This window comes from Myxococcus sp. MISCRS1, assembly GCF_026626605.1.
Classification (GTDB): domain Bacteria; phylum Myxococcota; class Myxococcia; order Myxococcales; family Myxococcaceae; genus Myxococcus; species Myxococcus fulvus.
Map to the genome: position 1 here is coordinate 5,504,109 of NZ_JAPNKB010000001.1, position 18,109 is coordinate 5,522,217.

The 18,109-nt window shown below is 67.7% G+C and carries 13 protein-coding genes; 9 read left to right on the forward strand and 4 right to left on the reverse strand.

Going from position 1 to position 18,109, the window contains the following annotated elements; genetic code table 11:
- Positions 1-124 precede the first annotated feature (124 nt).
- Together OWM54_RS21845 and OWM54_RS21850 are read left to right on the forward strand one after the other, a co-directional pair.
- Positions 125-2,419, forward strand: coding sequence for a putative metal-binding motif-containing protein (locus tag OWM54_RS21845; protein ID WP_267698715.1), 2,295 nt, complete (start codon positions 125-127; stop codon positions 2,417-2,419).
- Positions 2,420-3,364: 945 nt separating this feature from the next.
- Entirely contained in the window at positions 3,365-5,662 is a 2,298-nt protein-coding gene (locus tag OWM54_RS21850; protein WP_267698717.1) for a putative metal-binding motif-containing protein, read from the forward strand.
- Here OWM54_RS21850 and OWM54_RS21855 read toward each other — a convergent pair.
- Positions 5,647-6,966, reverse strand: coding sequence for a chloride channel protein (locus OWM54_RS21855; RefSeq protein ID WP_267698718.1), 1,320 nt, complete (start codon positions 6,964-6,966; stop codon positions 5,647-5,649). The two genes, OWM54_RS21850 and OWM54_RS21855, sit on opposite strands and share 16 nt — an antisense overlap.
- A gap of 220 nt (positions 6,967-7,186) precedes the next feature.
- Between OWM54_RS21855 and OWM54_RS21860 the strand changes: the two genes are divergently transcribed.
- Entirely contained in the window at positions 7,187-8,275 is a 1,089-nt protein-coding gene (locus tag OWM54_RS21860; protein ID WP_267698719.1) for an SGNH/GDSL hydrolase family protein, read from the forward strand.
- 94 nt (positions 8,276-8,369) lie between these two features.
- On the opposite strand, the gene OWM54_RS21865 is transcribed toward OWM54_RS21860, so the two are convergent.
- On the reverse strand, positions 8,370-9,275 hold the full coding sequence (locus tag OWM54_RS21865; protein WP_267698720.1) for a hypothetical protein: 906 nt from the start codon (positions 9,273-9,275) through the stop codon (positions 8,370-8,372).
- A gap of 190 nt (positions 9,276-9,465) precedes the next feature.
- On the opposite strand from OWM54_RS21865, the gene OWM54_RS21870 reads away from it, so the two are divergent.
- The 5 genes from OWM54_RS21870 to OWM54_RS21890 all read left to right on the forward strand — a co-directional run bounded on the left by OWM54_RS21870 (position 9,466) and on the right by OWM54_RS21890 (position 13,816).
- Entirely contained in the window at positions 9,466-10,029 is a 564-nt protein-coding gene (locus OWM54_RS21870) for a hypothetical protein (RefSeq protein ID WP_267698721.1), read from the forward strand.
- On the forward strand, positions 10,026-11,657 hold the full coding sequence (lnt, locus tag OWM54_RS21875) for an apolipoprotein N-acyltransferase (protein ID WP_267698722.1): 1,632 nt from the start codon (positions 10,026-10,028) through the stop codon (positions 11,655-11,657). The genes OWM54_RS21870 and lnt overlap by 4 nt, the downstream gene beginning before the upstream one ends.
- Positions 11,658-11,811: 154 nt before the next feature.
- Positions 11,812-12,969 (forward strand): bestrophin family protein, encoded by a 1,158-nt coding sequence (locus OWM54_RS21880; RefSeq protein WP_267698723.1) that lies wholly within the window; start codon positions 11,812-11,814, stop codon positions 12,967-12,969.
- Between the two features lie 95 nt (positions 12,970-13,064).
- Positions 13,065-13,478 carry a hypothetical protein gene (locus OWM54_RS21885; RefSeq protein WP_143097513.1) on the forward strand — a complete coding sequence of 138 codons (414 nt, stop codon included), beginning with the start codon at positions 13,065-13,067 and terminating at the stop codon, positions 13,476-13,478.
- A gap of 197 nt (positions 13,479-13,675) precedes the next feature.
- Positions 13,676-13,816: a hypothetical protein gene (locus OWM54_RS21890; protein ID WP_267698724.1), complete on the forward strand. Its 141-nt coding sequence runs from the start codon at positions 13,676-13,678 to the stop codon at positions 13,814-13,816.
- A 53-nt stretch (positions 13,817-13,869) separates the two neighbouring features.
- Here OWM54_RS21890 and OWM54_RS21895 read toward each other — a convergent pair whose 3' ends face one another.
- Positions 13,870-15,396, reverse strand: a complete 1,527-nt coding sequence (locus tag OWM54_RS21895; protein WP_267698725.1) for a GMC family oxidoreductase — start codon at positions 15,394-15,396, stop codon at positions 13,870-13,872.
- 168 nt (positions 15,397-15,564) lie between these two features.
- Here OWM54_RS21895 and OWM54_RS21900 point away from each other — a divergent pair, with 168 nt between their 5' ends.
- Positions 15,565-16,461: an alpha/beta hydrolase gene (locus OWM54_RS21900; protein WP_223749370.1), complete on the forward strand. Its 897-nt coding sequence runs from the start codon at positions 15,565-15,567 to the stop codon at positions 16,459-16,461.
- 53 nt (positions 16,462-16,514) lie between these two features.
- Here the strand turns inward: OWM54_RS21900 and OWM54_RS21905 are convergent, their stop codons facing one another.
- Positions 16,515-17,975 carry a reverse transcriptase family protein gene (locus tag OWM54_RS21905; protein ID WP_223784287.1) on the reverse strand — a complete coding sequence of 487 codons (1,461 nt, stop codon included), beginning with the start codon at positions 17,973-17,975 and terminating at the stop codon, positions 16,515-16,517.
- Positions 17,976-18,109 lie beyond the last annotated feature (134 nt).

Here is an 18,109-nt window from a genome sequence, read left to right on the forward strand (position 1 = left end):
GAATGCTGGGTGGAGGGGGAGCCAGGACGGCAGGGTGGGACTTTTGCCGGGAGGCTGACGGCAAGGGGGCGTGGAGTACGAGGAGAGCGCCAGGGGGCGGAGGGGTGCGGTAGAGTGCGGCCCCATGCGTCGCATAGCCCTATTCCTGTTCCCGTTGCTGCTCCTCGCGTGCTCCAAAGACAAGGAGCAGGCGAACGTCGCCATCGACATCAATTACGACTCGAACTTCAAGACGGGCTGCATCGTCATGGAAGCCGTCGATGCCGCGAACGCGGACAATGTTCTGACGAACTCCTTTGACGGAGAGAAGCTCGCGAACCAGTCGCCTCCGCTGAAGTTGGCGGTGCTCCTACGGGAGGGATGGGGGACGGATGTTCGGGTCACTGTCCGCGCGCACGAGCAGTCCTGCGGCGGCAAGCAGGTGGATGAGCAGAGCCTGATGGTTGACCTCTCGGGGACGGGGGCGAAGCCGAAGAGGACGGTGGAGCTCGAAACCCCGGACGCGGATGGCGATGGGTTTGTCGCTGTCTCGAGCGAGGCGGGGAAGGGCGGCACGGACTGCGATGATGGGGATGCGATGCGCAACCCGTCGAAGCAGGAGGTCTGTGACGACAAGGACAACAACTGCGCTGGCGGAGTCGACGAGGGGCTGGCCCTGGTTGCGATGTTCCGTGACTTGGACGGAGATGGGGTGGGTGGGGAGGCGATTCAGCACTGTGTCCCAGTAGCCGGCGTCCGTGGATACGCGACGGTTGGCGGGGATTGCAAGGACGACAACGCGAACATCGCTCCTGGCAAGACTGAGGTCTGCGACAACGAAGACAACAACTGTGACGGGGTCACGGACGAGGGTTTCGACAAGAACTGGTATCTGGACGACGACGGGGACGGCGTGCCGCGAGCAGGTGCTACCGTTCAATGTGGCTCGCCTGGTGCGAAGTACAAGCAATATCCTTCGGGACCTCCGTTCGACTGCAAAGACGATGACATCAGCATCGCACCGGGTAAGCCGGAGCTTTGTGATAACAAGGATAACAACTGCGATGGCGATACGGACGAGATCTTCACTACGAAGGACGATGCCTGCAACAACCTGAGTTGCACGGGGATTTTCGTCTGCAATGCCGCCCAGAATGGCGTCGAGTGCAATGCGCAGGCTCCGCGGATGTTCTATCCGGACAAGGATAGTGATCTGGATGGAGATCAAGGCGCAATGGTAGATGAGGTCTGTGTGGGAGAGACGCCCCAGCCGGGCTGGGTGGAGAACCTTCACACCGACTGTGATGATGTGGACCCTGCGACGCGCTCAGGGCGCGCAGAGGTGTGCGATGGCATCGACAATAACTGCAACGGGCAGATAGATGAGGGTTTGTCGTGCGGGGGCACACTGAAGCATGTGGAGAACTATCACGTTCGCTTCGGGTCTGATGACCACGACTGGCGCACGGTAGCGGCGCATCCGAGTGGCTATCCCGTGTGGATCGCAGGCCGGGGTGGCAAGCTGGCGTTGAAGAAGAACGCCACTTCGAAGTTCGAGAGCTTCAGCTTTGGTGACGCGACGACACAGCCAGGGGATGGTAGCCCGCCCGCCAATCCAAACAATTGTGGTAACCACGATTGGGCAGCTTCTTGGGTGGATGCCTCAGGGAATGTCTGGGTGGGCGGAGAAGGAGGGTGGCTCGCTGTTCATTCGGGGACCAGTGGATTCACGTGCGCTCCCGGGACCACTCCAGGCGGAGCGAACATCACTGGATTGGTGGGCTTCCCGACGTCGAATGGAGGCTCAGTGCTCTACATCACGGATACCACGGGCCGGCTGTATCGGTATTCACCCGGGGCTACCACGCCGTTCGTGGAGTTGGATGACAATGTCAACTACTACGGATTGCACGGACTGCAGGAGGAGTTTCTGCTCGCGGTGGGTGGCAGCACGGGAAGTGGCAGTGGGCAGAGGTTCCGTGGCTATGCGGTGACGCCTGGGGGGACTGCGACCGCCACCAGTCATTCGTACCTGCCGGGCAACACAACGGGCAATGCGAGAGCTGTGTGGATGGGGGCTACGAACAAGGCCTGCGCGGTGGGAGACAACGGGGCTGCATGGCGGTGGGATGGAAACGTGACCTGGAGCCGTGTCGATGCACCTGGGGGCGCGAATCCCCCCTTCACCAGCGTGGTGATGCGCAATGACGCGCAGAGTTCATCGCAGTACCTGTTGGCAGACCAGTGCTACACGGTCGATGGGAGCGCGAACGGCAGGCTGCGTCGGTTGACTCCGTTCGGCTGGGCCAAGGGCCCGGACTTGCCTTCTGTCGAAGCGACCGTCCCCCTGAACGACATCGCCATCACCGCGACTGGCGAGATTTGGATCGCCGGCGAGAACGGCCGAGTCTTCCACTATCCGGAACCGCCGTCGCCGTAAGCCCACGAACTCGGCCACGCTCTGGAATGTCGCCCTGAGCGTGGCTTCTTGCATGGGTTCCCTGGCCAGGATTTGGGGATATTAGGGTCTAGGATAAGGTCCAGGCATGACCAAGTCATGCCTGTGGGGGGAATGCCTGGCGGTCGTTCTGTGTGTGTCCGTGGTTCTTCCAGGGGGCACCGCCAGCGCATCTGCCGAAGTCCAACGCCATCTCGCCGAGGCCAAGCGCCTCTACGAAGACCTCGAATATGAAGTCGCCCTGGAGCGGCTCCAATTTGCCGCCCGGCTGGCACTTGATGAGGGCGAAGTAGTCTCCCTCTCATTGCTGCGCGGCGTCATACGCGCCGACATGGGTAAGTGGGAAGAGGCACGGGCGGACTTTCGCTCGGCGCTGCTGGCCCGTCCCGATGCGCAGCTCCCCCTGAAAGTCTCTCCAAAGGTGTCACTGGAGTTCGAGACGCAGCGCCAGTCGGTGCGTGACGAGCTCGCACGTGGAGGGCAGAACGCCTTGCAACGGCCGGATGGGCGCACAGAGGCTGCAGTCCAGGAGGGACGGGACGCGCGTCCGAGCTTGCTGCCGGATCGCGACACCTCTGGTTCGTCCGATACGCCTGCGTGGGCCGTGAGTGCCACGTCGGAAGAGGATGGGCGTGGACTTCGGGTCGCCGGGCGACGAGTTCCGCTCTTGAGCATGGTGCTGCTAGGCGCTGGGGTAGCGGCGGGTGGAGCAGGGGCAGTGTTCGGGCTGTCCTCTCGCAGCCAGGTCGAGGATGCGCGGTCCGCTCAGGCTTATGCGGACCTGGAGAGGCACCACTCGCGGGCCCAAGGGAGCGCGACGACTGCGAACGTCTTCTTCGGTACGGCGGCCGCTGCCACCGTTGGAGCTCTGGCTACGTGGCTCCTGATGGGCTCGACAGATGAGTCCGTGGCTGATGGAGGTGCGCGATGAGCCGCATCGGGAAATGGTTCATTGCCAGCCTCCTGATGCTGAGTGGTTGTTCCGTACCGAGTCTTGAGGAACTCGCCGGGGAGCGGACCGTCCGTGTCTCGGTCCAATACACGCCGAGTTTCAAGACTGGGTGCATCGTGATGCGGACCCAGGATATGGTGAATGCAGCGAACTTCGAGGAGCAGACTGTTGGAAGAGACCTGCTCTCAACGTCGACGCCTCCACTGGCGCTCAATATTCTCGGCCCATGGGGTTGGGGAAAGAAGCTTCATGTCACCATCACCGCGTTCGAGCAGACCTGCGCGGGCAAGAAGGTGGACCAGGTGGAGCATGTCGTCGACTTGGGAGATGGAAGAAGCAAGACGCCGCTCATCGCGACGCTCGAGACCCCGGACTGGGATGGGGATGGGTTTGTCGCCACTTCAAGCCAGGCTGGCGAAGGTGGCTCGGACTGCGACGATGGGGACGCGATGAAGAACCCCTTGCAGCAGGAGATCTGCGACGACAGGGATAACGACTGTCGTGGTGGGGTCGACGAGGGGTTGCCCCAGGTTGCGATGTTTCGCGACTCGGACGGAGATGGGGTGGGGGGTGAGGCGATTCAGCACTGCGTGCCAGCGGCGGGTGTCCGTGGGTACGTGAGCGTTGGCGGTGACTGTAAGGACGACAACGCGAACGTCGCTCCCGGAAGGGTCGAGGTTTGCGACAACGAAGACAACAACTGCAACGGAGCCACCGACGAGGGGTTCGACAAGAACTGGTATCTGGACGACGACGGGGACGGCGTGCCGCGAGCAGGTGCCACCGTTCAATGTGGCTCGCCTGGAGTGAAGTACAAGCAATATTCTTCGGGGCCTCCGTTCGACTGCAAGGACGATGACGCCAGTGTCGCACCTGGTAATCTCGAACTCTGCGATAACAAGGACAACAACTGCAACGGCGATACGGACGAGACCTTCACCACGAAGGGGAATGTCTGCAACAACCTGAGTTGCTCGGGAACTCTCGTCTGCAATGCCGCCCAGAATGGCGTCGAGTGCAATGCGCAGGCTCCGCGGATGTTCTATCCGGACAAGGATGGAGACTTGGATGGAGAGCAAGGCGTGGCGGCGGACGAGGTCTGCGTGGGCGAGACTCCCCAGCCGGGCTGGGTGGAGAACCTTCACACCGACTGTGATGACGTGGACCCTGCGACCCGCTCAGGGCGCGCAGAGGTATGCGATGGCATCGACAATGACTGCAATGGCCAGGTAGATGACGGTTCTGCGTGCGGAGGCATGTTGAAGGAAGTAGTCAGCTACCATCTCGGGGGCACTGGCCACGATTGGAAGACGGTGGCTGTGCATCCGAGTGGCTACCCGGTGTGGATTGCAGGCCGCAACGGTAAGTTGGTGTTGAAGAAGAGCGCAGCCTCGAAGTTCGAGAGCTTCAGCTTCGGTGATGCGACGACGGTGCCGCCAGATGGTAGTCCTCGTGCCAACGCGAACAACTGTGGGGACCATAATTGGACCGTTTCGTGGGTGGATGCGGCAGGCAATGTCTGGCTAGGCGGGGAGGGTGGTTGGATAGCTGTTCATTCGGGAGCTAGCGGATTCAGTTGTTCTCCTGGGACTACTCCGAATGGCGCGAACATCACAGGACTGGTGGGTTTCCCTTTTGGTGGGGGCTCAGTGCTTTACATCACCGATACCACGGGCCGGCTGTACCGATTTGTCGCAGGCGCCTTGCAGCCATTTGTTGAGCTGGATGATAGTGTTGTCAACTACTATGGGTTGCATGGGTATCAGGAGGAGTTCCTTCTTGCGGTCGGCGGCCTGACGGGAAGCGGTAGTGGGCAGCGGTTCCGTGCCTACGCGGTGGCGCCAGGAGGCTTCGCGACGGTTGCCAGTCATTCTCATTCGGAGAACGTCGTTGGCAATGCAAGAGCAGTGTGGATGGGCTCCCCTACCAAGGCCTGTGCAGTGGGAGACAACGGGGCGGTGTGGCGCTGGGATAGTTCGACGACATGGAACAGGGTGGCTGCTCCTTCCGGAGTGACAGTTCCATTCAGTAGCGTGGTGATGCGCAGTGACCCACAGGGCTCTCCTCAACGCCTCTTATCGGACCAGTGCTACATTGTGGATGCGAGTGCGAATGGCAGGTTGCGCCGCCTGACACCGTACGGCTGGGCCAAGGGCCCGGACTTGCCTTCTGCCGCAGCGACCGTGGCCCTCAACGACCTCGCCATCACGCAGGCCGGCGAAATCTGGGTCGTCGGTGAGGACGGCCGCGTCTTCCACTACCCGGAGCCCTGACCCCCAGGTCCACCGTCCCCGGGTCGCTCAGTGACAGGCCCGGGGACCGTGCTCTCCATCTCCCGCAGCGGAACCCACCGTCCAAACCCCGATCCCCCGTCCTTCCGCCGTCCAATCCGCTGCGCCGGGTAGATCCCCCGGTGGCCCGTCAACACATACGCCACCGTCGACACAATCATCACATGGGGCAGGACCCCTGCCCCCACCAGTTCCACGGCCATGATGGACAGCGCCAGGGGCGTATTCGCCGCCGCGGCGAACAGCGCCGCCATGCCCACGGCCGCCCCCAAATCCACCGGCAACCCCAACATCCGCGCGAGCACGTTCCCCAGGCTCGCCCCGATGAAGAACAGCGGCGTCACCTCTCCGCCCAGGAACCCCGTCCCCAGCGTCACCACCGTGAACGCCAGCTTCCACGCGAATGCGGAGACAGGGAGCCCCGGGTCCTCGAACGCCCGAACGATTCCCGGCACCCCCAACCCCAGATACGCATCCGTCCCCACCCACAGCCACAACATCACCACCGCCGTCCCACCCATCGCCATCCGCAACGGCAACCACGGCACCCGCCGCTCCATCACCGCCTTCATCCGGTGCAACCCCTCCACGAACACCACCGCCACCGCCGCCACCCCCACCGCGAACACCAACCACTTCCCAATCACAGTCACGGAGAGCGGCAACGCCCCAGGCACCGGATACACCGTGTGCTGAATCCCCAGCCCCCGCGTCACCACGTCCCCCACCACCGAGGCCACCAGCGCCGGCAACAGCGCCTCGTACCCGAGCCGCCCCACCACCACGACCTCCAACCCGAACACCGCCCCCGCCACCGGCGTCCCGAACACCGACCCGAATCCCCCCGCAATCCCCGCGGCCAACAGCTCCCGCCGCAAGTCCGCCCCCGCCCGGAACCGGTGCGCCACCCAGTCCGCCAGGCTCCCGCCCATCTGCACCGCCGTCCCCTCCCGCCCCGCGCTCCCGCCGAACAGGTGCGTCAGCACCGTCCCCACCAACACCATCGGCGCCATCCGCAACGGCACCTGCGCATCCCCCGTGTGCACCGTCTCCAACACCAGGTTGTTCCCCCCTCGCACCGGCCCGCCCCACCGCGCATACACCGCCCCCAACACCCACCCCGCCAACGGCAGCGCGTACACCAGCCCCCCGTTCGCCTCCCGAAGCCGCGTCGCCTCCTCCAAGAGCCACAGGAACGCCGCCGACGCCACGCCGCACACCACCCCCACCAGCGCCCCCAGCGCCAACCACTGCCCCAACACCCTCGCTCCCGTCTTCCACCTCACCTGTGCCTTCTCCCGCTGTATTGAAACATCGTGAAACACCGCGTCAAACGTCGCGCCGCGTCAGGAATCAGACACCCCAAGCCCTCGTGGGACAAAGTTTCACGCATTCCTCGAATTCTGACTGAACGCGTTATTCCAGTTTGCGGGTGATTCGCGAATCGACGGCGTGTACGGTTCGGGTTCCCCCTACATCCCCCCGTGGGAAGAGAAGAGAGCGGGCATGTTCTTCCGTCGCAATGGGCTGTCCTTCGCGGTTGCCGTGGCTACCGCAGCGGTGAGTGGTAGCGCCCTGGCGAGCACCATCAACCAGAACACCTCGTGGACCATCGACCGGTCCACGTCCACGACGAAGTATCGCGTCGTGGCGTACGGCGACTCCATCTATGCGGGCTACAACGGTGGCCTGACGGCCGTCGCGCGCCGCGCGGCGCCCGTGGTGCAGGGTGAGTACCTGGCCAAGACGTGGAACGCGGACATCGAGGTCATCCGCCGCACCAAGTCCGGCGCGAAGGCGGACGACATCTACAACAACAAGATTGTCTCCGAGCGCTCGTACATGCAGACGGCCAACACGCGCGCCGTGATGTTCGAGATGTGCGGCAATGACTACCTGCAGGCGCGCAGCGCGTTCTCGGGTCAGTCCGGCACCTGTGACTACAGCGGCCTGGAGGCGGCGCTGGCGGCCTGCACCACGTACACGGAGCGGGCCATGCAGGCCATCAACCAGTACGCGACGTCGGCCAAGGTCAAGATTGTCTCCAACATCTACTACCCCGGCTTCGACGCGGACAACGTGCAGACGTCCTGCCGTGACGCGTCCACGGGCGCCACGGTGAACAAGCAGGTGAAGTTCCTGCCCCTGCTGGCGCGCAGCAACTGGCGCACGTGCAACCTGGCGGCGAAGTACGGCTTCCAGTGCGCGGACTCCTTCGCGGAGATGATGGCCGCGGACTACGACAGCAACGGCGACGGCCAGGTGGACTCGGCCGCCATCCGCTACATCGCGGGTGAGACCGAGGCCGCCTACGTGGCCCGCATCACCGGCGCCCTGCGCTCCACGCTGCGCGACGCGAACACCCACTTCGTCAACGCCAGCACCAGCTACGACTACATCCAGTCGGACAACACCCACCCGACGTACTTCGGCACCACCATCAGCGTGAGCATCTTCTCGGGCTCGGGCTCCGGCACGGGCGCGCCCCAGTTCACCGACACCCAGGTGGTCAACGGCAAGAACCCCGAGTGGAACAAGACCGGCCACGAGCGCATGGGCTGGGAAGGCTCGCGCTTCAACCCCGCGACGCCGTGAGGTCAGCGCCCGCTCCTCGCGGGTGAACCGCTGCATCCCAGGGCCTCCGATGCTCGTCCGAGCGTCGGGGGCCCTCGTCGTTCCAGCCCGGCCCTCACGACAGGAAGCGCAGCGCGGTGAAGGCCATGATGCCGCCGTAGTACACGAGGCGGCAGATCCACTCGACCCCTCGGCGCACGCCGCGCGTCCACGAGGGAAACCACTTCGCCGCCGCCAGCGACAGTCCTTCCGCCACCGCGCGCCAGAAGACGGCGATGAGCAGGAGGCTGAGCGCGATGGGCGCGTAGTAGCGACCGAACGAGCGCAGGTACGCGGAGAGCCCCGACATCTGGTACTCGCCGAACGGACCGCCGAAGGCGATGTACTGGTGCGCCCGGAAGAAGATGCCCGCGGGCACCAGCGGGAACACCACCAGCTTGAGCAGCAGGTGGTACCAGCGCTTCTTCCACAGCTCCCGCCGCGCCCGTCCATAGCGCACCAGCGGATGCGACGCGGCCTCGCCCAGCGAGCCCTCGCGGCGGCCGAGCGCGACGAGCAGCGGCAGCGCGTCCTCGACCTCCAGGCCGTGCCCCAGCGCGCGTCCCGACTTCATGCGCACGACGAGCCCCGGGCCCGGCAGCGGCAGTCTCCACGGGCGCACCGCGTCCACGACCTCGAGCGGAACCTCCAGCCGCGCGCCGTCTCGCAGCGTGAGCGTGAGGCCCGTGGCGCCCACCTCGAGCGTGGCGCGGGCCCGGGCGCGCATCCCCGCGACGAGCACCACCGGGAGCCCACAGCCGAAGGCGAGGCCGAGGAGGAGCGGCTGCGCGGTGAGCGTCTGCGTGCCCTGGAGGATGTCCGACATCAGCCAGGTGGTGAAGACCAGCAGGCAGGTCATCATCACCAGACGCGCCGTCACGGCCACGCCGCGTTGCGCCGTCGTCCAGGCGTGGAGCGTGAAGCGCTCGGGCTCGGCGGTGGGCGTGGGGGAGGGGAGGGCGTCGACGGAGGAGAGGCTCATGGTGCGAGGGGCGCGGGGTCGCCGGGGGGCCGCAAGTGGCCACATTGCCTCGGCGAGAGGCTGTCCGTAGCATACGCAGCGCGGAGGTCTCCCGGCGAGCATGCGGCCGCAGCAACCATCTCCTGAACGCCGTGTCGACCGTGACGGTGTCACCCACGTGGCCGCCTCGCGCCCCTCCTCGGGAGGTGGCGTGGCGAAGTGGCTGGTGGGCGGCGCGCTCGTCTTCACCGTGCTGACCATCGCGGTGAGCCTGTGGTGGAGCTCCTCGGCGGTGGAGGTCGAGGACCCGCCGCCCTTCGTCGAGGCCCCCGCCCCCGTCGCCGAGCCCGCGCCCGTGGTGGCGCGCGCCCCGGTGCCTCGCGCCGCGCCGCGAGCCGTTCCCCAGGTGCCTGTCGCCATGGCCGCGCCCCTCGAAGAAGCGCCGCCGCCCGCGCCGGAGCCCGACATGCCCTCGGAACAGCCCACGGGGCTGCAGCTGTACAAGCGTGGCACCAAGCCCCTCAAGCGCGGGCTCGTCGTGCCGGAGGACTTCGAGCTGCCGCCCGGCTACGTGCGCCACTACCAGTCCACGGACGAGGGTGAGCGCGTCGAGGCCATCCTCATGTTCCATCCGGACCACAAGCCGGTGGACGCGAATGGCCAGCCCATCCCCATTCCGGAGAACCGCGTGGTGCCCGAGGAGCTGGCGCCCCCGGGCATGCCCGTGCGCATGCTGGAGCTGCCGAAGTCCGACGAGTCCAAGGACGCGCCTTGAAGCTCGGCCGTCTGGAGCCCTCGCCCGGAAGACACCTGGCCGACGCGCTGGTCGCCGTCGCGCTCACCACCGTGGCGCTGTGGGCGTTCTCGTCGCTCGTCTCGCCGTGGACCTCGCTGGGCTGGGTGGCCCTGACGTTCTGGCTCGCGGCCGTGGACCGCGCGCGCTCGTCGAAGGAGGCCCTGGCGCTCGGCGCGGGGCTCAGCGTCACGTTCAGCGCCACGGTGTTCCAGTGGTTCCCCGCCGCGCTCCAGGGCTATTCGGGCGCGCCCCTGTGGCTGTGCTGGGGCGCCATGCTGCTGCTGGCGCCCGTGTTCCAGCCCCAGCTCGTGCTCACCGCGCTCGCGCGTCACCTGGCCCGCCGTGCCGTGGGCGAGCGCGCCGCGTGGCTGCCCGCCGTGACGAGCATGCTCGTGTACGTGGGCGTCGAGTGGCTCGCGCCCAAGCTGTTCTCGGACACGCTGGGACAGGGCTTCGTCTACTCGGAGCGACTGCGACAGTTCGGCGATGTGGCGGGCGCGGCGGGGCTCACGCTCGCGCTCCTGGCGGTCAACGAGTGTCTGCTCGGCGCGGTGCGGGTCTTCCGCGCCCGAGGCGTGGCGCGCGCGCTGCGTCCCCTGGGCGCGGCGGTGGTGCTGCTCGTGGGGCTCACGGGCTATGGGGCCCTGCGGCTGGCCCAGGTGCGCGCGGCGACGGACGTGACGCCGGCGCTCGTGGTGGGCGCGGTGCAGGCGAACATCACGAACTACGAGAAGCTCAAGGCGGAGATGGGCGCGTACGAGGTGGTGCGCAGGGTGCTCGACACGCACTACGCGCTGTCGGACGCGCTCCTGCGCGAGGCGCCGCTCGATGTGCTGGTGTGGCCGGAGACGGTGTACCCGACGCCCTTCGGTGTGCCCAAGAGCGAGGCGGGCGCGGAGCTCGACGCGGAGATTGCCGGCTACGTCGCCGCGCGGAACGTGCCGCTCGTGTTCGGCTCGTACGACGTGGAGGACGGCCGCGAGTTCAACGCCGCCATGTTTCTCGCGCCCGTGGCGCATGAAGGCGGTGCGCCCGAGCGCGCGGTGTATCGCAAGTCGAAGCTCTTCCCGTTGACGGAGTGGGTGCCCGAGTCCATCGACTCGCCGAGCCTGCGCGAGTGGCTGCCGTGGACGGGGCGCTGGACGCCGGGCCCGGGGCCTCGGACGCTGCCCCTGCGTCGGCGGGACGGGCGCGTGCTGAAGGTCGCGCCGCTCATCTGCTACGACACTGTCTTCCCCGCCTACGTCGCCGAGCAGGCGCGGCAGGGCGCGGACCTCCTGCTCACGCTGAGCAATGATTCATGGTTCACCGGCACGCCCGGTCCCCGGATGCACCTGACGCACGCCATCTTCCGCAGCATCGAGACGCGCAGGCCGCAGGTGCGCGTGACGAACTCGGGCGTGTCCGCACTCATCGATGCGACGGGGGAGGTGCTCTCCGAAATCGGCGACGCACAGCGGGGCACCCAGGTGATGCGGGTGCCCGCGTCGCCCGGCCTGTCCACGCTGGCGCTCGCCTGGGGACACTGGCTGGGTCCCGTCGCCCTGGTGTGCGCGGTGGCGCTGCTCGGCGGCGCGGTGCTGGGGGCTCGCGGCTCCCGGCGCTGACGGCGGACTCTGCTCGCTTGAGGACACTCGGGGCTGGGGTCCGCGCCGCTGCGTGACACATCCGGGTGCCAGTCCGACGGCTCCCGTTGTCGGCCCGGGGCGTCGTCACTACACGCTCCGCGCGGCGCAACCTCGTCCTCGGAGTCCCCTCGCGATGATTGTCGGTCGGAGCCTGTCCTGGCGCATCATCCTGCGTTACACGGGCATCCCCGTCACCGTGCACGTCCTCTTCGCGTTCGCCATCATCGTGGGCTACCGCGTGTACGACGCGTCCTGGATGGCGGTGCCCGCGCTTCCCGTCACGGTGCTCGCGGCGGCGCTCGGCGTGCTGCTCGCCTTCCGCAACAACTCCGCCTACGACCGCTGGTGGGAGGCGCGCACGCTGTGGGGGGGCGTGGTGAACTGGTCGCGCTCCTTCGCCCGACAGGTGCTCACGCTGCTGCCGCGGCCCGGGAGCACGCAGGATGAGCAGCCCCTCTCCGAACTCGAGCTGGCGGCGGTGCCCTCGCCCCTCTTGCGCAGCGCCGTGGACCGTCCCGCCGCCCTGACCGCCGTATCGGGCGCCCGCGCGAGCGACGGTGCCGTGCGCGACAGGTTCGGTCAGGCGCGCATGCCCACCGACGCCAAGGTCTCCCTGGAGAACATCGCCGTCCTCGACAGCCCGCCCGAGGAGCAGCGGGGTGTCATCACCAAGATGGTGGAGAGCATCACCGAGGACTCTCGCGAGCTCATCTACGCGCAGATGGGTTTCGTGCACGCCTTGCGCTGTCACCTGCGCCGCCAGGACCCGTTGCCCGAAATCGTCCGCTTCTTCCGCCCCTCCGTCATCGAGGCCCTGCGCGAGGAGCAGAACGTCCCCTCCGCCATCATCCTGTGGATGGCCACCCGCCTGCGGCGCATCTACGGCCAGGTGTCGGACCCGCAGAAGGTCGTCTTCCTCCACGTCACGATGGACCGCACGCTGTCCGAGATGACGAACCTGCTGGGCGCCTGCGAGCGCATCAAGAACACGCCGCTGCCCCGGCAGTACGACATCCTCCTGTTCGTGATGACGCGCGCCTACCTTGTCCTGCTGCCGCTCGGCGTGGTCGAGGAGCTGGGCTGGCTCACGCCCATCGTCACCGCCATCATCGCGTTCCTCTTCATCGGCCTGGACGCGGTGGGCCGCGACATCGAGACGCCCTTCGAGGACGACGTCAGCGACACGCCGATGACGGCCCTGAGCCGGACCATCGAAATCAACCTGCGGCAGATGCTGGGCGAGACGGAGCTGCCCCAGCCCGTGCAGCCGCAGAAGGGCCTCTTGTACTGAAACGAGCTGCCCGAATGGGGCCTGTGAGGGCGCAACGTCGCACCCCGGGTCCTCGCGTTGCGGCGGACCCACGCGCGGCGTATACCCGGAGCACCGTGTCCGGACTGTCCCGCATCCTCACGCTCGTGTTGCTCGTCGGCTGGCAGGTCCTGGCCAGCGGCGTCGCGGGCCTGGGGCACTACTGCGAGAAGCAGGTCGCGACCCGCGCCACCAAGTGCCGCTGCCACGAGCACGAGAAGGAAGGCGGCCACAAGGCCTCCTCCTCGCCCGACGGGCCGGCGCTGAGCTGGAACTGCTGCGAGGAGCCGCACTGGGACTTGCCCGCGCCCACCGAGGCGGGTGGCTCCAGTGGCGCGCCCTTCGTCGTGGCGCCCCCCGTGCTGCTCCCGGTCGCCTGGGTGTCTCCTCGTCCGCCGGAGTGGGTGCCCCAGCGCTCGCTCTCCTGGTGGCAGGTGCCTCCCGCCCAGGGACCGCCTGTCTTCCTCCGCGTCCGCACGCTCCTCATCTGAGCGCTCCGGCGCGCGGCGACGTCGTGTCCTCCCTCGGGAGTCACGCGATGGCCGCCTCGTGCCCGGGTTGCGCGCGTCCCGTGTGCCCACGGAAGGCGTGCCGCCCTCGGAGTGTCCCTGAGGAGCCGGGTGCGCGAGTCGTTCGCTCTCTCCGGCATGGCAGTCAGTCGGTCTGAAGAATCCAGAAGAGCGAAGCCATGGACATGATTTGGGAGCTGATGATTGGAACGGTGCTGCTGACGCTGCTCATCGTGGTGATGACACCGGCGATGTGGAGCTCGCGGCTCAGCCTGCGTGAGAAGCAGAAGAAGCCCGAGGGCCAGGGCCGCAAGGACTGAGGCCCGTGAGGAGACACGGCCACCTCCGAGCGTGGCCGTGTCCTCCGTGCGCGTCAGAGCCTGCCGGCCTTGAGCTCGCTGACCAGGTGCGCGCTGGCTCGCACGGCCAGGGCCATCATCGTCAGCGTGGGGTTCTGCGGTCCCTGCGAGGGGAACGCCGAGCCGTCCATCACGAAGAGGTTGGGCACGTCCCAGCTCTGGTTCCACGCGTTGAGGACCGAGGTGCTCGGGCTGGTGCCCATGCGCGCGGTGCCCACCTCGTGGATGGCCATGCCCGGCGTGGAGAGGGTGTCGTTCACCTTCTCCACCGTGAAGCCCGCCTCCTTCATCATCTCCTGGCAGGCGGCCACGGCGTCCGCGCACATGCGCAGCTCGTTGTCCGAGTGACGGCACTCGATGTGCGCCGCGGGAATCCCCCAGCGGTCCTTCACGGTGGGGCTCAGCGTCACGCGGTTGTGCTCGCGCGGCACCATCTCCCCGAAGGGCACGAAGTGGCACGAGTCCCCGAAGGTGAACACCTGCACGCCATAGCCGCGCGAGAAGCCGTCCGCGGGGGAGGTGACGTTGCGGAATTGGGGGATGTACGCCCAGCTCTGCTCGGCGCGCTGCTCGGAGGCGGGCAGGTTCATCTTCGCCTCGATGCCGAGCAGGTACGTGTGGTCCATCAGGTTGCGGCCCAGCTGCCCCGAGGAGTTGGCGAGGCCCTCCGGGAACGCGGCGCTCTTCGAGTGCAGCAGCAGGCGCGTCGTCTCGATGGTCCCCGCGGCGAGCACCACCACGCGGCCGTGGGCCTCGTGCGTCCTGCCCGTGTCGGAGTCGATGTACCGCACGCCGGTGACCTTGTTCGTCTTCGGGTCGTGCAGCACCTGGTCCACCACCGCGTGCGTGCGCAGGGTGAGCCGGCCCGTCTTGAGCGCGGCGGGGATGGTGACGGGGGCGCCCGCGGTGCGGCGCACGACGACGCGGCGCTCGGGCCAGCGGCGCTCCACGCGCTCCTTCAGGCGCTGCTCGGCCGGGTTCATCGCGATGGACGCGGCGAAGATGGAGTCGGGCAGGGTGTCCAGCCCGTCCGTGTTGCCGTGGAGGCCCATCCACCGCTCCACCGTCTCGTAGTGCGGCGCCAGGTCCGCCAGCGTCAGCGGCCAGTCCGGGCCCTGGCCGTCGCGCCCGCCGGCTTTGAAGTTGAAGTCCGACAGCCGGTAGAACTGCCGGCCGTGCGCCTTCACCGAGGTGCGTCCGCCCACCTGCCGCGCGCGAATCCACGTGAAGGGCGCGTCCTTCGGCGTGGTGTACGGGTTGTCGACGTCATCCACGAAGGCGTGCGGATGGAAGGGCCACGCGAAGGTGGTGGACTGCACCGACTGGCGCTGCTTGCGCGCGCTGTCCGTCTCCGCCTGGTAGCGGAAGAGCTTCTGGCGGACCCGGTGCATCACCCACAGCAGCTTGTCCGCCTGGTTGCTGCGCCCCGCCTCCAGCACCAGGACGTTCAGCCCCGCCTCGGTGAGCTGCTTGGCCGCCCAGCCACCACACGCGCCGGAGCCCACCACCACCGCATCGAAAGTCTTCTTGGACGTGCTCACAGCGACCCGGCGAGTGCAAAGGGGATGCGCGGCGTGACTCACCGCGAGTTGATTCGGCGCAGTGTAAGCTGTCGCGCGCGAGCTTGACCATTGGACGCCCGCCTGTGTCGCGAGTGACTCGCGTGGGGCTCGGGCGAGCAGCCGGGGGATGCCCGGGGAAGGTGTTGCATGAAGTGGCGGCGAGTCGTGGCGGCGGTGGTGGCGTTGGGGGTGCTCGCGACCCTGGCGCTCTTCGGTCGGGCGCTGCGGCACTCGGAGGCGTACTTCCACTATCCCCGGGTGGCGCCGGAGCGCCCCGCCGACTTCGCGGATGCGCAGGACGTGCGCCTGTTCACCTCGGACGGGCTGGAATTGCGCGGGTGGTACGTGCCCTCGAGGAACCGCGCCGCGGTGGTGATGACGCACGGCCTTTCACAGACACGCGCGGACGTGCTGCCGGAGGCGCGCATCCTGCGGGACGCGGGCTACGGCGTGCTCCTGTTCGACCTGCGCGCGCATGGCGCAAGTCAGGGCGAGACGTCCACGTGGGGGGATTTGGAGCGGCGGGATGTGCGGGCCGCGCTGGAGTTCGTGCGGGCCCGGCCCGACGTGGACCCGGGGAAGGTGGGCGCGCTGGGGTTCTCGATTGGCTCCGCCGCGGTGGCGGAGGTGGCCGCGAAGGACACGGACGTGCGCGCGGTGGTGCTGCTGTCCCCGTTCAACACGCTGTGGCTCGCGGCCGCGTATGACTTCCGGCGCTTCGGTGCCATCACCCAGACGGGCGCGCTGGTGCCGTTCTGGCGGCGCGGCATCCAGCTGGAAGAGGTGCGCACCATCGACGCGGTGGACCACATCCGGCCCAGGCCCCTGTTCATCGTGATGGGGACGGAGGAGTCCGGTCAGCCACTCGCGGATGAGCTGTTCGCCCACGTGCGCGAGTACGCGCGGACGTGGCGCATCCAGGGCGCGGGGCATGGCGGCTTCGCCACCGTGGAGCCGACGGAATATCCCCGCCGGCTGCGCGCCTTCTTCGACGCGGCGCTGCTCGCAGGCGGGGAGGGGAGCGCGGCGAATCCCGCGCCTTGAGCCGACGGGCCCGGAGGTGAATCACCTACCGCCGAGCCCGCGACCCCAGCACTTCAGGGCGCCTTGGGCGCCGCTTCCTTCTCGCGGGCCTCGAGCTGCTCCAGGCTCTTCAGGAAGGCGCGGCCCTTGGTCTCGTCCGTCATGTAGACGAAGGCGGCCATGCCCTTGAGCTGCTCGAGGGACTCACCCTCGCGGCCGGGCTTGCCCTTCTGTCGGTTGTGGATGGCCGCGCGCAGCCGGCGCACGACATCGCGCGGCACGCGGGCGGAGGCCACGCCGTCACGGACCCTGTTCACCACCAAGCCCGTCACCTGCTGACGCGTGCCCTTGCGGCTCACCCGCGTCTTCTCCGGGTGCACGCGGAAGCCCTCGGACTCCACCACGTCCTTCACGCGCGCGAGCAGCACGGCCACCGGCGCACCCTGCGCGCGACGCGCCTTGGGCTGCTTCGTCTTCGTCCACGAGAACGTCAGGTCGTCCGCGTAGCGCGTGTAGACGAAGCCCAGCTTCTTCGACAGCGCGGACAGGCGCTTGTCGAGCTTGAGGCACAGGGCGTTGGTGATGCCCGGAGACGTAGGCGCACCCTGCGGCAGCGAGCGCGGACCCTTGGCCACGTAGAGCGTCTTGCCGCGGAACTGCACCGCCTCGCGCGGGGCCTCCGTGGACATCAGCGCCAGCAGCGTGGACGTGTTCTCCGGCAGGCCGCCCTTGCGCAACAGGCCCTTCACCCGGCGCCACGTGACGGAGGGGAAGAAGTCCTTCAGGTCCACCTTCACCACGACATCCGCGCTGTGGTGCGCGAGCGCGTTGGTGAGGATGGAGCGCCCCGCGACGAAGCCGTGCGCCGCGCCGTGCACGGGCAGTCGCTCCACCACGTTGGACAGCACCCAGCGCTGCGCTTCCTTCAGCTCCGGCTTGGGGGACGTAATCGTCCGCGTCCCGCCGTCGCGCTTGGGGATGCCCCAGCTGATGTAGTGCGAGCCGGTGTCCACCTCGCGGTGGAACGCGAACCAGCGCAGCTTGGAGACGCTCAGCCCCAGCGCCTTGGCCAGCGCCTCCGCGGAGCCCAGCTCGGGAAGCCCGTTCGCGCGAGCACGCTCCTCACGGTGCGCGATGTCGAACTTGTCGGAGCCGCCTTCCTCCTCCCAGTGGACCCCGGCGCCCAGGTGTCCCACGTGGGTGGCCTTCCAGGCCTCGTGGGCCTGGCGCCCCAGCGCGCGACGCTCGGCCGCCTCGGCCTTCTTCTTCTCCTTCCAGGCCGTCTTCTCCTTTTCCGAGGCGCTGGAGAAGTCGAGCTCGCCCACGGCGAGGCCGCGAGAGACCAGCTGGGCCTGCGCCCATTCCTCGGCGCCGCCAGCCTCGACGATGGCCTTCCAGCGGGTGAGCAGTGCCTCGTGCGCGGCGCGACGGGCCTCGCGTTGGGCGAGCGTGTTGGCGGACGGGGCCTGGGGCGCTGGCGTCGCGACGGCTTGCGGCGCGGCAGCGGGGACGAACGACTCCAGCCTGGCGGTCATGTCAGCACCTTCGAGGGGGCGCGGCGGCTTCGGACGAAGCGGCTGTCATTCGCGAGCAGTCGAGGGAGGCCAGGAAAGCACCACCATCTCACCTGGGGCACGGTAGCCTCACCGGCTCTCCCCTCCCATGCACT

What these genes read in the sequence shown, in the direction of transcription:
- OWM54_RS21845 (WP_267698715.1), top strand. Translation starts at nt 125, where the DNA reads ATGCGTCGCATAGCCCTATTCCTGTTCCCGTTGCTGCTCCTCGCGTGC.
- OWM54_RS21850 (WP_267698717.1), top strand. Translation starts at nt 3,365, where the DNA reads ATGAGCCGCATCGGGAAATGGTTCATTGCCAGCCTCCTGATGCTGAGT.
- OWM54_RS21860 (WP_267698719.1), top strand. Translation starts at nt 7,187, where the DNA reads ATGTTCTTCCGTCGCAATGGGCTGTCCTTCGCGGTTGCCGTGGCTACC.
- OWM54_RS21865 (WP_267698720.1), bottom strand. Translation starts at nt 9,275, where the DNA reads ATGAGCCTCTCCTCCGTCGACGCCCTCCCCTCCCCCACGCCCACCGCC.
- OWM54_RS21880 (WP_267698723.1), top strand. Translation starts at nt 11,812, where the DNA reads ATGATTGTCGGTCGGAGCCTGTCCTGGCGCATCATCCTGCGTTACACG.
- OWM54_RS21890 (WP_267698724.1), top strand. Translation starts at nt 13,676, where the DNA reads ATGGACATGATTTGGGAGCTGATGATTGGAACGGTGCTGCTGACGCTG.
- OWM54_RS21900 (WP_223749370.1), top strand. Translation starts at nt 15,565, where the DNA reads ATGAAGTGGCGGCGAGTCGTGGCGGCGGTGGTGGCGTTGGGGGTGCTC.
- OWM54_RS21905 (WP_223784287.1), bottom strand. Translation starts at nt 17,975, where the DNA reads ATGACCGCCAGGCTGGAGTCGTTCGTCCCCGCTGCCGCGCCGCAAGCC.